The organism is Pseudomonas benzenivorans, assembly GCF_033547155.1.
Lineage (GTDB): Bacteria > Pseudomonadota > Gammaproteobacteria > Pseudomonadales > Pseudomonadaceae > Aquipseudomonas > Aquipseudomonas benzenivorans_B.
In genome coordinates this window covers 4,260,370-4,274,737 of record NZ_CP137892.1, presented here as the reverse complement: position 1 = coordinate 4,274,737, position 14,368 = coordinate 4,260,370, and the positions used below count along the sequence as shown (strand labels likewise).

Annotated in this window: 14 protein-coding genes; 11 read left to right on the top strand and 3 right to left on the bottom strand. The window is 66.0% G+C overall.

The window, feature by feature from the left end:
* The first annotated feature begins 151 nt into the window (after positions 1-151).
* From SBP02_RS19785 to SBP02_RS19750, 8 genes are all read left to right on the top strand, one after another.
* Complete coding sequence (locus tag SBP02_RS19785; protein WP_318644105.1) at positions 152-904, top strand: gamma-glutamyl-gamma-aminobutyrate hydrolase family protein; 753 nt, start codon at positions 152-154, stop codon at positions 902-904.
* Positions 905-947: 43 nt separating this feature from the next.
* Positions 948-2,306 carry a glutamine synthetase family protein gene (locus SBP02_RS19780; protein WP_318644104.1) on the top strand — a complete coding sequence of 453 codons (1,359 nt, stop codon included), beginning with the start codon at positions 948-950 and terminating at the stop codon, positions 2,304-2,306.
* A gap of 60 nt (positions 2,307-2,366) precedes the next feature.
* On the top strand, positions 2,367-3,740 hold the full coding sequence (locus SBP02_RS19775) for an aspartate aminotransferase family protein (RefSeq protein WP_318644103.1): 1,374 nt from the start codon (positions 2,367-2,369) through the stop codon (positions 3,738-3,740).
* A 162-nt stretch (positions 3,741-3,902) separates the two neighbouring features.
* Positions 3,903-4,997 carry a polyamine ABC transporter substrate-binding protein gene (locus SBP02_RS19770; RefSeq protein WP_318644102.1) on the top strand — a complete coding sequence of 365 codons (1,095 nt, stop codon included), beginning with the start codon at positions 3,903-3,905 and terminating at the stop codon, positions 4,995-4,997.
* Positions 4,998-5,262: 265 nt separating this feature from the next.
* A complete protein-coding gene (locus tag SBP02_RS19765; protein ID WP_318644101.1) occupies positions 5,263-6,357 on the top strand; it encodes a polyamine ABC transporter substrate-binding protein in 1,095 nt (364 codons plus the stop codon).
* Between the two features lie 54 nt (positions 6,358-6,411).
* Complete coding sequence (potA, locus tag SBP02_RS19760) at positions 6,412-7,554, top strand: polyamine ABC transporter ATP-binding protein (RefSeq protein ID WP_318644100.1); 1,143 nt, start codon at positions 6,412-6,414, stop codon at positions 7,552-7,554.
* A 26-nt stretch (positions 7,555-7,580) separates the two neighbouring features.
* The gene (locus tag SBP02_RS19755; RefSeq protein WP_318646385.1) at positions 7,581-8,462 is read left to right on the top strand and encodes an ABC transporter permease subunit; all 882 of its coding nucleotides are present in this window, start codon (positions 7,581-7,583) and stop codon (positions 8,460-8,462) included.
* Positions 8,459-9,358, top strand: a complete 900-nt coding sequence (locus SBP02_RS19750; protein WP_318644099.1) for an ABC transporter permease subunit — start codon at positions 8,459-8,461, stop codon at positions 9,356-9,358. The genes SBP02_RS19755 and SBP02_RS19750 overlap by 4 nt, the downstream gene beginning before the upstream one ends.
* Positions 9,359-9,432: 74 nt before the next feature.
* Here SBP02_RS19750 and SBP02_RS19745 read toward each other — a convergent pair whose 3' ends face one another.
* Positions 9,433-10,014: a DUF6436 domain-containing protein gene (locus SBP02_RS19745; protein ID WP_318644098.1), complete on the bottom strand. Its 582-nt coding sequence runs from the start codon at positions 10,012-10,014 to the stop codon at positions 9,433-9,435.
* A gap of 122 nt (positions 10,015-10,136) precedes the next feature.
* Between SBP02_RS19745 and SBP02_RS19740 the strand changes: the two genes are divergently transcribed.
* Positions 10,137-11,078 (top strand): alpha/beta hydrolase, encoded by a 942-nt coding sequence (locus tag SBP02_RS19740; RefSeq protein WP_318644097.1) that lies wholly within the window; start codon positions 10,137-10,139, stop codon positions 11,076-11,078.
* Between the two features lie 4 nt (positions 11,079-11,082).
* On the opposite strand, the gene SBP02_RS19735 is transcribed toward SBP02_RS19740, so the two are convergent.
* Positions 11,083-11,850: a hypothetical protein gene (locus tag SBP02_RS19735; protein WP_318644096.1), complete on the bottom strand. Its 768-nt coding sequence runs from the start codon at positions 11,848-11,850 to the stop codon at positions 11,083-11,085.
* An 89-nt stretch (positions 11,851-11,939) separates the two neighbouring features.
* On the opposite strand from SBP02_RS19735, the gene SBP02_RS19730 reads away from it, so the two are divergent.
* Together SBP02_RS19730 and SBP02_RS19725 are read left to right on the top strand one after the other, a co-directional pair.
* Positions 11,940-12,557: a 2OG-Fe(II) oxygenase gene (locus SBP02_RS19730; protein ID WP_318644095.1), complete on the top strand. Its 618-nt coding sequence runs from the start codon at positions 11,940-11,942 to the stop codon at positions 12,555-12,557.
* A gap of 18 nt (positions 12,558-12,575) precedes the next feature.
* Entirely contained in the window at positions 12,576-13,067 is a 492-nt protein-coding gene (locus SBP02_RS19725) for a DUF523 domain-containing protein (protein WP_318644094.1), read from the top strand.
* Positions 13,068-13,131: 64 nt separating this feature from the next.
* Here the strand turns inward: SBP02_RS19725 and serA are convergent, their stop codons facing one another.
* Complete coding sequence (gene serA, locus SBP02_RS19720) at positions 13,132-14,361, bottom strand: phosphoglycerate dehydrogenase (RefSeq protein ID WP_318644093.1); 1,230 nt, start codon at positions 14,359-14,361, stop codon at positions 13,132-13,134.
* Positions 14,362-14,368 lie beyond the last annotated feature (7 nt).

Genomic DNA, 14,368 nt, shown 5'->3' with positions numbered 1-14,368 from the left:
GGCCAAATATTAGGGCGTTTCAGGGCGCGCAGCGCCAGTGCTGGCGTGCCGCCCGGCGGACTGTGTTCAATTTTTTACATGGCTATTGTGTAAAAAAATGAACAACGCTAAGCTCGGCTCAAACCCATAACAGCAATAAAACGGGTGTCCCATGTCGCACCTGCCGTTGATCGGCGTCACCGCCTGTACCAAGCAGATCGGTCTGCATCCCTACCATATAACCGGCGACAAGTATGTTCGCGCCGTGGTCGTCGGAGCCGGTGGCCTGCCACTGATCATCCCCGCCCTGGGCGAGCTGATCGACCAGCCGTCGCTGCTCGATAATCTGCACGGCCTGTTGTTCACCGGCTCGCCGTCGAACGTCGAACCCCATCATTATAGTGGCCCGCCGAGCAGCGCCGGCACTCAGCACGATCCGGCGCGTGACCGCACCACGCTGCCGCTGATCCGTCAGGCCATCGATGCCGGCATCCCGGTGCTGGGCATCTGCCGCGGCTTCCAGGAGATGAACGTGGCCTTCGGTGGCAGCCTGCACCAGAAGGTGCATGAGCTCCCCGGGATGATGGACCACCGCGAGCCGCAGGACGCGCCGCTCGAGGTGCAGTATGCCCCCGCTCACCCGCTGCAGGTGCAGCCGGGCGGGCTGCTCGCCGGTCTCGGCTTGCCGCGCGAGATAGAAGTCAATTCCATTCATGGCCAGGGCGTTGAGCGTCTGGCGCCGGGCCTTCGCGTAGAAGCACTGGCGCCCGACGGGTTGATCGAAGCCTTCTCCGTCGAAGGTGCGCCGAGTTTCGCCCTCGGGGTGCAATGGCACCCCGAGTGGCAGGTAGGATCCAACCCGAATTATCTCGCCATCTTCCAGGCCTTTGGTGAGGCTTGCAGGAAGAGGGCGGGGCAACGCTGAGCCGACTATAAAGGAAACGGCTCTTTCCAACCCTGAGGTCTCTATGAGCGCCAAATTGGACCAGCTTTCGAGCTGGCTGAAAGAACGCAAAATCACCGAAGTCGAATGCCTGGTCAGCGATCTTACCGGTATTGCCCGTGGCAAGATTTCGCCGACCAACAAGTTCCTCGACGAGAAGGGCATGCGCCTCCCCGAGAGCGTGCTGCTGCAGACCGTCACCGGCGACTATGTCGAGGACGACGTCTACTACGAGCTGCTCGACCCGGCCGACATCGACATGGTCTGCCGTCCGGACGAGAACGCCGTGTACCTGGTGCCCTGGGCCATCGAGCCGACCGCCCAGGTGATCCACGACACCTACGACAAGCAGGGCAACCCCATCGAGTTGTCGCCGCGCAACCTGCTGAAGAAGGTGCTCAAGCTCTATGCCGACAAGGGCTGGAAGCCGATCGTCGCGCCGGAGATGGAGTTCTACCTGACCAAGCGCTGCGGCGACCCGGACTTCCCCCTGGAGGCGCCGTTGGGCCGCTCCGGGCGGCCGGAGACCGGCCGCCAGTCGTTCTCCATCGACGCGGCCAACGAGTTCGATCCGCTGTTCGAAGACATGTACGACTGGTGCGAGCTGCAGGGCCTGGACCTGGACACCCTGATCCACGAGGAAGGTCCGGCGCAGATGGAGATCAACTTCCGTCACGGCGACGCCCTGCAATTGGCCGACCAGATCCTGGTGTTCAAGCGCACCATGCGCGAGGCCGCGCTCAAGCACGATGTGGCGGCCACCTTCATGGCCAAGCCGATCACCGACGAGCCGGGCAGTGCCATGCACCTGCACCAGAGCATCATCGACCTGGAGACCGGGCGGAACATCTTCTCCAACGACGACGGCTCGATGAGCGAGCTGTTCCTCCACCACATCGGCGGTCTGCAGAAGTTCATCCCCGAGGTGCTGCCGCTGTTCGCGCCGAACGTCAATTCGTTCCGCCGCTTCCTGCCGGACACCTCGGCGCCGGTGAACGTCGAGTGGGGCGAGGAGAACCGCACCGTCGGCCTGCGCGTACCGGACTCCGGCGCGCAGAACCGCCGGGTGGAGAACCGCCTGGCCGGCGCCGACGCCAACCCCTACCTGGCCCTGGCCGCCAGCCTGCTGTGCGGCTATATCGGCATGGTCGAGGGCATCGAGCCGAGCGCCCCGGTGGTGGGCCGCGGCTACGAGCGGCGCAACCTGCGCCTGCCGCTGACCCTGGAGGCGGCGCTGGAGCGCATGGAGACCTGCGAGACCGTGAAGGAGTATCTGGGCGGCAAGTTCGTCAGCGGTTATGTCGCGGTCAAGCGCGCCGAGCACGAGAACTTCAAGCGGGTGATCAGCTCCTGGGAGCGTGAGTTCCTGCTGTTGTCGGTCTGAGTGAGCGGGGGCCGGCCGGATCGTCCGGTCCCCGAGCAATGCATGCAATCTGAGGTGGCTATGAGCAAACCCGTGAACAACCCGAAAACCCGTGAATGGCAGGCCATGAGCCGCGAGCACCACCTGGCGCCGTTCAGCGACTACCGGCAGCTGGCGGAGGTCGGCCCGCGCATCATCACCAAGGCCGAGGGCGTGTACCTGTGGGACAGCGAGGGCAACAAGATCCTCGACGGCATGGCCGGCCTGTGGTGCGTGGCGGTGGGGTACGGGCGCGAGGAGCTGGTCCAGGCGGCCGCCGCGCAGATGCGCGAGCTGCCGTTCTACAACACCTTCTTCATGACGGCCCACCCGCCGGTGCTGGAATTGGCCAAGGCCATCGCCGAGCTGGCGCCCGCCGGCATGAACCACGTGTTCTTCACCGGTTCCGGCTCCGAAGGCAACGACACCATGCTGCGCATGGTCCGCCACTACTGGGCGCTCAAGGGCAAGCCGAGCAAGAAGGTGATCATCAGCCGAGTCAATGGCTACCACGGCTCCACCGTGGCCGGCGCCAGCCTGGGCGGCATGAAGTTCATGCACGAGCAGGGCGACCTGCCGATTCCGGGCATCGAGCATATCCCGCAGCCATACTGGTTCGGCGAAGGCGGCGACATGTCGCCGGACGAGTTCGGCGTCTGGGCCGCCGAGCAGCTGGAGCAGAAGATTCTCGAGGTCGGCGAAGAGAACGTCGCCGCCTTCATCGCCGAGCCGATCCAGGGCGCCGGCGGGGTGATCATCCCGCCGGACAGCTACTGGCCGAAGATCCGCGAGATCCTTGCCAAGTACGAGATCCTGTTCGTCGCCGACGAGGTCATCTGCGGCTTCGGCCGTACCGGCGAATGGTTCGGCAGCGACTACTACGGCAACACCCCGGACATGATGACCATCGCCAAGGGCCTGACCTCCGGCTATGTGCCCATGGGCGGGCTGATCGTGCGCGACGAGATCGTCGAGGTGCTCAACCAGGGCGGCGACTTCAACCATGGCTTCACCTATTCGGGGCACCCGGTGGGCGCCGCCGTGGCCCTGGAGAACCTGCGCATCCTGCGCGACGAGAAGATCGTCGAGCGGGTCCGGGAGGAGACGGCACCCTATTTGCAGAAACGCCTGCGTGAATTGGCCGACCACCCGCTGGTGGGCGAAGTGCGCGGCGTCGGCATGCTCGGGGCCATCGAACTGGTCAAGGACAAGGCCAGCCGCGGGCGTTTCCCGGGCGAGCTGGGCGTGGGCATGATCTGTCGCGGTCACTGCTTCGACAACGGCCTGATCATGCGCGCGGTCGGCGACACCATGATCATTTCGCCGCCGCTGGTGATCGGCAAGGCGGAGATCGACGAGCTGGTGGAAAAGGCGCGCCTGTGCCTCGACCTGACCGCCAAGGCCGTATTGAGCTGAGTGCCAGACCGTTAGCGTTCCAGGCCCCTTAGGCCTGAAAGTTGTAAAGAGTGCCATGACCTTGCCAGACTGCATCCGTGCGTTGGCCAGGCTCACCGGGAGGTGGTGCAGTGAGGCTGCGCCACGTTCCGGAATACTTCTACGACAACAGGAGCTGTACGCATGAAAAGATTCGGCAAAACCCTTCTCGCGTTGTCCCTGGCGGGCGCCGTCGCCGGTGTCGCCCAGGCCGAGGACAAAGTGCTGCACGTCTACAACTGGTCGGACTACATCGCCGAGGACACCCTGGACAACTTCCAGAAGGAAACCGGCATCAAGGTGGTCTACGACGTCTTCGACAGCAACGAGACCCTGGAAGCCAAGCTGCTCTCCGGCGGTTCGGGCTACGACGTGGTGGTGCCGTCCAACCAGTTCCTCGCCAAGCAGATCAGGGCCGGTGTGTTCCAGAAGCTGGACAAGTCCAAGCTGCCGAACTGGAAGAACCTCAACCCCGACCTGATGAAGGCCCTGGAGGCCGCAGACCCGGGCAACCAGTACGCCTTCCCCTACCTGTGGGGCACCACCGGCATCGGCTACAACCCGGCCAAGGTCAAGGCCGCCCTCGGCGTGGACAAGATCGACTCCTGGGAGGCGGTGTTCAAGCCGGAGAACATGGAGAAGCTCAAGTCCTGCGGCGTCGCCATGCTCGATGCGCCGGAGGAAATCTATGCCGCGGCGCTGCACTACCTGGGCAAGAACCCCATCGCGCAGAGCCCGGCGGACGTGAAGGCGGCCGAAGAGCTGCTGCTCCAGGTACGTCCCCACGTCACCTACTTCCACTCCTCCAAGTACATCTCCGACCTGGCCAACGGCAACATCTGCGTAGCGGTCGGCTGGTCCGGCGACGTGTTCCAGGCCCAGGCCCGCGCCGAGGAAGCGAAGAACGACGTGCCGGTGGCCTACGCCATTCCCAAGGAGGGTGCCGCCACCTTCTTCGACATGATGGCCATCCCGGGCGATGCCAAGAACGTCGATGAGGCCTATACCTTCCTCAACTACATCCTCACCCCGGAAGTGATCGCGCCGATCTCCGACTACGTGGCCTACCCGAACGGCAACGCCGCCGCCACGCCGCTGGTGTCCGAGGAAATCCGCAACAACCCGGGCATTTACCCGACCGAGGAAGCCTCGAAGAAGCTCTACACCTTCACCGAGCTGAGCCCCAAGGTGCAGCGCGCCATGACCCGCAGCTGGACCAAGGTCAAGTCGGGCCGCTAAACACACGCAGCCACCCAGCCTCCGGCGGGTCCGTCCGCCGGAGGCCCTAACAATAAGAAGGAAGCTTGTATGCGTTGTTCGATTCTTCTGGCCGGCCCACCGGCCGCGCCTATCGGAGGTGCGTGTTCACGCGCCGGACTGTCCGCCGCCTGGTTGCGCCGGGTCATGGCCGTTGGCTGGCGCTAAGCCGCTCAACAGCCGCAGTCTTTTCCGATAAAGTGCCGGCCCTTTTGCCCATGGGCCGCTGATGAAAGAGGACCTACGCATGCGCATTTCCCTCGGCAAGACCCTCGCCACAGGCGCCCTGACCCTCGGCCTGACGACCCTGGCCCAGGCGGCAGGAACCGTCCATATCTACAACTGGAGCGACTACATCGGTGAAACCACCCTGGCCGACTTCGAGCAGGCCAGCGGGATCAAACCGGTGTACGACGTCTTCGATTCCAACGAGACCCTGGAAGGCAAACTGCTGGCCGGCCGCTCCGGCTACGACCTGGTGGTGCCGTCCAACCATTTCCTCGGTAAGCAGATCAAGGCCGGCGCCTTCCAGAAGCTCGATCGCAGCCTGCTGCCGAACTGGGACAACCTCGACCCGGCGCTGCTCAAACAGCTGCAGCGCAACGATCCGGGCAATCAGTATTCGGTGCCCTACCTGTGGGGCACCAACGGCATCGGCTACAACGTCGAGAAGATCAAGGCGGTGCTCGGCGTCGACAAGATCGACTCCTGGGCCACGGTCTTCGAACCGGAGAACATGCAGAAGCTGACCCGCTGCGGCGTGGCCTTCCTCGATTCGGCCGACGAGATGATTCCGGCGGTGCTCAACTACCTGGGGCTGGACCCCAACAGCACCGAGCGCGCCGACTACCAGGCCGCGGAGGCCAAGCTGCAGGCAATCCGTCCCTACGTCACCTACTTCCACTCCTCCAAGTACATCGGCGACCTGGCCAACGGCAACATCTGCGTGGCCGTGGGCTATTCCGGCGACATGCTGCAGGCCGCCGACCGCGCCGAGGAGGCCGGCCGGGGCATCGAGATCCGCTACGCGATCCCCAAGGAGGGCGCCAACCTGTGGTTCGACATGCTCGCCATCCCCGCCGATGCCGGCAACGTCGAGGAAGCCCATGCCTTCATCAACTATCTGCTGGAGCCGGCGGTGATAGCCGGGATCAGCGATTACGTCGGTTACGCCAATCCCAATACCAAGGCCGGTGAGTTGATGGATCAGGACGTACGCAGCGACGAGGCGGTGTACCCGCCGCAAGCGGTTTTGGACAGGTTGTATATCTCGGCGGAGCTGCCGACCAAGGTGCAAAGGCTGATGACCCGTAGCTGGACCAAGGTCAAATCAGGCCAGTAAAAATTCAAACGCCCGGCCGCAGGGGTTGGGCGCTATTTTCCGGGAGTTTTGGTAATGGCAGTTGCTTCTAGTGCCTATAAGAAGGTCCTCGAGGGCGATCAGCAGCCCAAAGAGGTACTGGTCAAGATCGAACGGGTGACCAAGAAGTTCGACGAGACGGTCGCCGTCGACGACGTCTCGCTGACCATCAACAAGGGCGAGATCTTCGCCCTGCTCGGCGGCTCCGGTTCGGGCAAGTCGACCCTGCTGCGCATGCTTGCCGGCTTCGAGCGGCCCACCGAGGGGCGCATCTTCCTCGACGGCGAGGACATCACCGACATGCCGCCCTACGAGCGGCCGATCAACATGATGTTCCAGTCCTACGCGCTGTTCCCGCACATGAGCGTGGCCGAGAACATCGCCTTCGGCCTCAAGCAGGACCGCATGGCCAAGGCCGAGATCGACGCCCGGGTCGAGGAGATGCTCAAGCTGGTGCACATGACCCAGTACGCCAAGCGCAAGCCGCACCAGCTGTCCGGTGGCCAGCGCCAGCGCGTGGCCCTGGCCCGCTCCCTGGCCAAGCGGCCCAAGCTGCTGCTGCTCGACGAACCCATGGGCGCCCTGGACAAGAAGCTGCGCTCGCAGATGCAACTGGAACTGGTGGAGATCATCGAGCGGGTCGGGGTGACCTGCGTGATGGTGACCCACGACCAGGAAGAGGCCATGACCATGGCCCAGCGCATCGCCATCATGCACCTGGGCTGGATCGCCCAGATCGGCAGCCCGGTGGACATCTACGAGACGCCCACCAGCCGTCTGGTCTGCGAGTTCATCGGCAACGTCAACCTGTTCGACGGCCAGGTGGTCGAGGACATGGAGGGCCATGCGCTGATCGACAGCCCGGACCTGGAGCGCAACATCTTCGTCGGCCACGGCGTCAGCACCTCGGTGCAGGACAAGAGCATCACCTACGCCATTCGCCCGGAGAAGCTGCTGGTCACCACCGAGCAGCCGACCTGCGAGCACAACTGGTCGCGTGGCACCGTGCACGACATCGCCTACCTGGGCGGTCACTCGGTGTTCCACGTGCAGCTGCCCAGCGGCAAGATCGTCCAGTCCTTCGTCGCCAACGCCGAGCGCCGCGGCGCGCGGCCGACCTGGGACGACGAGGTCTTCGTCTGGTGGGAGGACGACAGCGGGGTGGCGTTGCGCTCATGAACATTTCCCGAAGCATCAACCGTCGGCTGCCCAAGGGCCGCCACTTCGTCATAGGCGTGCCCTTCGTCTGGCTGTTCCTGTTCTTCCTGCTGCCCTTCGCCATCGTGCTGAAGATCAGCTTCGCCGAAGCCGACCTGGCCATCCCGCCCTATACGGAGATCTACGCCTGGGCCGATAACCAGCTGTCGCTGGTGATCAACCTGGGCAACTACATCTTCCTCAGCGAGGACGAGCTGTACCTGGCCGCCTACCTCGGCTCGTTGCAGATGGCCTTCTTCAGCACCCTGCTGTGCCTGCTGATCGGCTACCCGATGGCCTATGCCATCGCCCGTGCGCCCAAGGATATGCAGACGGTGTTCCTGCTGCTGATCATGATGCCGACCTGGACCGCGATCCTGATCCGCGTCTATGCCTGGATGGGCATCCTCAGCAGCAACGGCCTGCTCAACAGCCTGCTGCTGAGCCTGGGCCTGATCGACACGCCGCTGCGCATCCTCAACACCAACGTCGCGGTGTACATCGGTATCGTCTACTCCTACCTGCCGTTCATGGTCCTGCCGCTCTACGCCAACCTGGTCAAGCATGACCAGAGCCTGCTGGAGGCGGCGGCGGACCTGGGGTCGAGCAACTTCAACAGCTTCTGGAAGATCACCGTGCCGCTGTCGAAGAACGGCATCATCGCCGGCTGCATGCTGGTGTTCATCCCGGTGGTCGGCGAGTTCGTCATCCCCGAGTTGCTCGGTGGGCCGGAGACCTTGATGATCGGCAAGGTGCTGTGGCAGGAGTTCTTCAACAACCGCGACTGGCCGGTGGCGGCCTCCCTGGCGGTGGTGATGCTGGCGATCCTGATCATCCCGATCATCCTGTTCAACCGTAACCAAGCCAAGGAAATGGAGGGTCGCGTATGAAGCGCCTGAATTTCTCCACCCTCATGCTCTGGGCCGGGCTGGTGTTCATCTACCTGCCGATGGTCATCCTGGTGATCTACTCGTTCAACGGCTCGCGCCTGGTCACGGTATGGGGCGGCTGGTCGGTGAAGTGGTACGTCGGCCTGCTCGACAACACCCAGCTGATGAATGCGGTGATGCGTTCCCTGGAGATCGCCCTGTATACGGCCATCGCCGCGGTGGCGCTGGGGACTCTGGCGGCCTTCGTGCTGACCCGGGTGACCCGCTTCAAGGGGCGCACCCTGTTCGGCGGCCTGGTCACCGCGCCGCTGGTGATGCCCGAGGTGATCACCGGTCTGTCGCTGCTGCTGCTGTTCGTGGCCATGGCCCAGCTGATCGGCTGGCCCGCCGAGCGCGGCCTGCTGACCATCTGGATCGCCCACACCACCTTCTGCACCGCCTATGTGTCGGTGGTGGTGTCGTCGCGGCTGCGCGAGCTGGACCTGTCCATCGAGGAGGCGGCCATGGACCTGGGCGCCAAGCCCTGGAAGGTGTTCTTCCTGATCACGGTACCGATGATCGCGCCGTCCCTGGCGGCTGGCGGCATGATGTCCTTCGCCCTGTCGCTGGACGACCTGGTGCTGGCCAGCTTCGTCTCCGGCCCGGGTTCCACCACCCTGCCGATGGAGATCTTCTCCGCCGTGCGCCTGGGGGTGAAGCCGGAGATCAACGCCGTGGCCAGCCTGATCCTGCTGGCGGTGTCGCTGGTCACCTTCATGGTCTGGTTCTTCGCCCGGCGTGCCGAGGAGCGGCGCAAGCGCGCCATCCAGCAGGCCATGGACGAAACCACCGGTGCCAGCCAGCAGAACGGCCCGGACGGCCGGCGCGATCCGTCGCAGCAAGCGGCGGTGGCCTAGCGGGGCGGGGCCTTCACGCGAGAGGGAAAAGGGTCACTGCGGTGGCCCTTTTTCTTTGGGTCGGTGCGGCCCGCTCACGGCGCCGGGGCGTCGGACCAGTCGCAGAAGCAGCCCAGCGCCAGGGTATTGCTGGCATCGACCGCGCGCCCGGCGGACAGGGCCTCGAGGATGGGCTCGATGAAGCTGTTGCTCGCGTTGCAGGTCAGGCCTTCGCTGTAGGGGCCGAAGTAGGCCAGGCGGCCGCTGCGGTCCCAGATGGCCACCGCCGGGCTGGCCGGTATGTGCGCGACCCCGGGCAGTGTCGGCAGCGCCTGCAGCTTCTCCAGGACGGCCGGTAGCCGACCTCGGCTGCCGGCCTTCTGCACCGCGTAGAAGGCCACGCCGCGGGGGGCGAACTGGTCGATCAGCTCGCCCAGGTGCTGCTGGTTGCCGACGTTGCAGGGACAGGCCGGGTCCCAGAAGTGCACCAGGCGAATCGGCCCGGGCCCGGCCAGCTCGTCCGGCAGGCGCAGCTCGGCGCCGGAGAACAGCGCCGCCCGTTCGTCGAAGGGGCGCAGGTAGCGCCCCTCGAACCAGCGCACGGCGCTGAACAGGGCGGCGGCCCCGACCAGGGTGAGCAGGCAGGCGAGCAGGGTCTTGCGGCTGGGGCGGGGCATGGCGTGGCGATCGCGAAAAGGGCGCCTAGCTTGCCACGATGCGCACTGGAGCTGAACATCTGCGCGCGCCTGCGGCACAATGCCGCTGCGCCGCCGTCTCCGTCCGGCCACAGGGAGCCTTAATGCCAGAGCCTTTCAACCCCGATCACCTGCGCCCGCTGTTGCGACCACTGGCCGCGGGCACGCTGGAGTTGCCGGCGATACAGGCCTATCGGGCGTTCTACGGTATCGACCTGGGACGGCAACATGCCCATCTGGACAGTCGTCTGGGCAGTTTCCCGGTCGCCGGCTACCAGATCGCCGCCCAGCTCTGGGCGCCGCCCCAGCCACGGGCGACCCTGTTGCTGGTGCACGGCTACTACGATCACATGGGGTTGTACCGCCATGTGATCGACTGGGCGCTGGGCATGAACTTTGCGGTGCTCGCCTGCGATCTGCCGGGCCATGGCCTGTCCAGCGGCCCACGGGCCAGCATCGACGACTTCGCCGAATACCAGCAGGTGCTGGTCGGGCTGCTCGACGAGGCGGCGCAGCTGGGGTTGCCGCAACCCTGGCACCTGTGCGGGCAGAGCACCGGCGGGGCGATCCTGCTGGACTACCTGCTGAGCGGCGCGCCGCGCCCCGAGGTGGGCCAGAGCATCCTCCTGGCGCCGCTGGTGCGGCCGCGGGCCTGGGCCTGGTCGAAGCTCAGCTATCGCCTGCTCAGCCCCTTCGTCAAGGCGATACCCCGGCGCTTCAGCGAAAACTCCCACGACGCCGAATTCATCGATTTCGTGCAGAACCGCGACCCCTTGCAGCCGCGCAACCTGCCGACCGCCTGGTTCGCCGCGCTGGCCCGCTGGGTGCCGCGGATCGAGGCGGCGCCCCGCAGCGCCGCCAGCCCGCTGATCGTCCAGGGCGAGGCGGACATGACGGTGGATTGGGCGCATAACCTCGAGGTGCTGCGGGAGAAGTTCGCCGCGCCCCAGATCCTGTGCCTGCCCGAGGCGCGCCATCATCTGGCCAATGAGGTGCCGGCCTTGCGTCAGCGCTACTTCGACTTTCTCCGCGAGCGGGTTGCCTGAGGGCTCAGATGCCCTGGGGGGCGGGCTCCAGCTCGGCGGCGCTCTGCCCCACGGCCAGCCCGGCCCGGACCGCCGCCAGGGCCGCCTGGTAATAGGCCTGACCCGCGGTGGACTGGGCGAAACCGACGAACTCCTCCAGTTCCGGGTCGGACAGCTCGCGGTAGACGTGCAGCAGGGTGTTGTCCAGGTCTGCGCCGATCTGCTCGATCAGGTGCTGGCGCTGGCTGTCCAGCAGGGTATGGGCGGCGCCGCCGCCGAGTAGCCCGGGGAGCATCTGGCTGAGGCTGTCGGCGGCCACCCCGGCCAGGGCCAGGCTGATCTCGGCGCCGGCTTCCTCGGCCGGCAGGGCCTGGGCCAGGTGGCGGATCAGCAGGCGCCGAGTGGCGCTGGCCTCGCCGCGCGGCAGGCCGTCGGCGTGCAGCGCCAGTTGCTCGCGGCTGGTGGCGAGCAGCTCGGCGGCGACCACCTTGCGTCCCAGCGGCGACTGAAAGAACTGCAGCGCCGGCGCCGGGTCGGCCAGCTGCTGGCGCAGGCTGAACTGCGCGCGCTGGTCCATCGCCCGCGGGTCGAAGCGGCGGTTGCTGTTCTCCACCAGGGCCTGGTACACCGCCGGCGGCAGGGTGCGCCGATAGCGCTCCTGGGCGGCGCGCAGGGCGTCGTTGAAGTGTGCCCGTTGTTGCGGCCAGCCGGCGGCCTGGTACAGCTGCAGATGGATATCGGCCAGGCTCGGCAGGCTGAAGATCAGCAACAAGATGACGCAGAGGACACGCATACTGACTCCTGGGTGGCGGGCGGCTATTTTCAATGGCCGAACGATGCTTGTCGAGGCGCTCCGCCCTGCCACGCTGTAGAATCGCCGGCATGCCTACCGACGCCCATGATCTGCCCCTCTCGAACATAGTCGACGACCTAGCCGAACAGGGCTGGTCGCTGCGGCCGCTGTTCGTGCCTAATGCTCTGACCCTCGAACTGGCCGATGAGTGCCGTCGGCGGGCGGCACGGGGCGCCCTGACCCCGGCCGGCGTCGGCAAGGCCCAGGAGGTGCGCGAAGGCATCCGCGGCGATCGCATCGAGTGGCTGGACGCCGGCCAGTCGGCGGCCTGCGACGGCTACCTGGCGCTGCTCGACGAGCTGCGCCTGGCCCTCAATCGCGAGTTGTTCCTGGGCCTGGAGGATTACGAGAGTCACTTTGCCCTCTATCCGCCCGGGGCCTTCTACCAGAAGCACCTGGACCGCTTCCGCGACGACGACCGTCGTGCGGTGTCGGTGGTGCTCTACCTCAACCCGGACTGGCAGCCCGAGCATGGCGGCGCCTTGCGCCTGTACCTGGCGGACGGTTCGATCCGCGACATCGCGCCCGAGGCCGGCAGCCTGGTGGTATTCCTCTCGGCCGAGATGCTCCACGAGGTATTGCCGACCAGCCGCGAACGCCTGTCGCTGACCGGCTGGTTCCGCCGCCGCGGCGCCGATCCGCTGTAACTGTGTAGAGGAGGGGAGATGCAGAAGATCTTGGTCAGCCGTTGCCTGCTCGGCCATCCGGTGCGCTACGACGGCGGCGCCCACGGCCCCTTCGGGCTGCTCGAGCGCTGGCAGGCCGAGGGTCGCGTGGTGGCCCTGTGTCCGGAGGTGGCCGGGGGCTTGCCGACGCCGCGGCCGCCGGCGGAAATCCCCGGTGGTCAGGGCGGCCAGGTGCTCGACGGCCTGCTGCCGGTGCGCAGTGTGGACGGCGAGGACTTCACTGCCGCCTTCCTCGCCGGGGCGCAGCAGGCGCTGGCACTGGTCGAGCGGCACCAGATTCGCCTGGCGTTGCTCAAGGCACGCAGCCCCTCCTGCGGCAACCGCGAGAACTACGACGGCAGCTTCAGCGGGCGCAGGGTCGCCGGCGAGGGGGTGACCGCCGCGCTGCTGCGTCGCGCCGGGGTGCAGATCTTCAGCGAGGAGGAGCTGGCTGAGGCCGAGGCGGCGTTGCGCCGACTGGAGGCGGGTTGAGCGAGCGCTCGGCGAAAGCGAAAAGGGAGGCCCATGGCCTCCCTTTTTCGTGGCGCGGCCTGGCTTAGAACAGCACGCGGCTGCGGATGGTGCCGCGCACGTGCTGCAGCTTCTCCAGGGCCAGGTCCGAGTACTCGGCGTCGACGTCGATCACCACGTAGCCGACCTTGTCGTTGGTCTGCAGGAACTGGCCGGAGATGTTGATGCCGTTGTCGGCGAACACCTTGTTGATCTCGCTCATCACCCCCGGCACGTTGGCGTGGATGTGCAGCAGGCGGTGCTTGCCCGGGTGCGAGGGCAGGGCCACCTCGGGGAAGTTGACCGAGGACACCGAGGTACCGTTGTCGCTGTACTTGACCAGCTTCTCCGCCACTTCCAGGCCGATGTTGGCCTGCGCCTCGGCGGTGGAGCCGCCGATGTGCGGGGTCAGGATCACCCGGTCCAGGCCGCGCAGCGGGCTGGCGAACTCTTCCTCGTTGGACTTGGGCTCGACCGGGAACACGTCGATGGCGGCGCCGATCAGGTGTTCGTCCTCGATCGCCGCGGCCAGGTGGTCCAGTTCGACCACGGTGCCACGGGCGGCGTTGATCAGGATGCCGCCCTTCTTCATGGCGCGGATTTCCTTCTCGCCGATCATCCACTGGGTCGAGGGCAGCTCCGGCACATGCAGCGAGACGATGTCGCACATGCCCAGCAGTTCGTGCAGGTTGCCGATCTGCGTGGCATTGCCCAGCGGCAGCTTGGTCACCACGTCGTAGAAGTACACCTGCATGCCCATGGCCTCGGCCAGTACCGACAGCTGGGTGCCGATCGAGCCGTAGCCGACGATGCCGAGCTTCTTGCCGCGGATCTCGAAGGAGTTGGCCGCGCTCTTGATCCAGCCGCCGCGGTGGCAGGAGGCGTTCTTCTCCGGGATGCCGCGCAGCAGCAGGATGGCCTCGGCCAGCACCAGTTCGGCCACCGAGCGGGTGTTCGAGTAGGGGGCGTTGAACACCGCGATGCCGCGCTCGCGGGCCGCGTCCAGGTCGACCTGGTTGGTGCCGATGCAGAAACAGCCGACCGCCACCAGCTTGCTCGCGCAGTCGAAGACCTCGGCGGTCAGCTGGGTGCGCGAGCGGATGCCGATGAAGTGGGCCTCGGCGATCTTCTCTTTCAGTTCGTCGCCTGACAGGGCGCCCTTGTGGTACTCGATGTTGGTGTAGCCGGCGGCCCTCAGGGTGTCCACGGCATTCTGGTGGACGCCTTCGAGGAGAAGGAACTTGATCTTGCTCTTGTCGAGAGAGGTCTTGCTCATCGGAGTA

Excerpts from the sequence above, each read along its gene's own strand:
- serA (WP_318644093.1), bottom strand. The coding sequence starts at position 14,361 with ATGAGCAAGACCTCTCTCGACAAGAGCAAGATCAAGTTCCTTCTCCTC.
- SBP02_RS19725 (WP_318644094.1), top strand. The coding sequence starts at position 12,576 with ATGCAGAAGATCTTGGTCAGCCGTTGCCTGCTCGGCCATCCGGTGCGC.
- potA (WP_318644100.1), top strand. The coding sequence starts at position 6,412 with ATGGCAGTTGCTTCTAGTGCCTATAAGAAGGTCCTCGAGGGCGATCAG.
- SBP02_RS19735 (WP_318644096.1), bottom strand. The coding sequence starts at position 11,850 with ATGCGTGTCCTCTGCGTCATCTTGTTGCTGATCTTCAGCCTGCCGAGC.
- SBP02_RS19780 (WP_318644104.1), top strand. The coding sequence starts at position 948 with ATGAGCGCCAAATTGGACCAGCTTTCGAGCTGGCTGAAAGAACGCAAA.
- SBP02_RS19770 (WP_318644102.1), top strand. The coding sequence starts at position 3,903 with ATGAAAAGATTCGGCAAAACCCTTCTCGCGTTGTCCCTGGCGGGCGCC.
- SBP02_RS19740 (WP_318644097.1), top strand. The coding sequence starts at position 10,137 with ATGCCAGAGCCTTTCAACCCCGATCACCTGCGCCCGCTGTTGCGACCA.
- SBP02_RS19785 (WP_318644105.1), top strand. The coding sequence starts at position 152 with ATGTCGCACCTGCCGTTGATCGGCGTCACCGCCTGTACCAAGCAGATC.
- SBP02_RS19730 (WP_318644095.1), top strand. The coding sequence starts at position 11,940 with ATGCCTACCGACGCCCATGATCTGCCCCTCTCGAACATAGTCGACGAC.
- SBP02_RS19765 (WP_318644101.1), top strand. The coding sequence starts at position 5,263 with ATGCGCATTTCCCTCGGCAAGACCCTCGCCACAGGCGCCCTGACCCTC.
- SBP02_RS19745 (WP_318644098.1), bottom strand. The coding sequence starts at position 10,014 with ATGCCCCGCCCCAGCCGCAAGACCCTGCTCGCCTGCCTGCTCACCCTG.
- SBP02_RS19750 (WP_318644099.1), top strand. The coding sequence starts at position 8,459 with ATGAAGCGCCTGAATTTCTCCACCCTCATGCTCTGGGCCGGGCTGGTG.
- SBP02_RS19775 (WP_318644103.1), top strand. The coding sequence starts at position 2,367 with ATGAGCAAACCCGTGAACAACCCGAAAACCCGTGAATGGCAGGCCATG.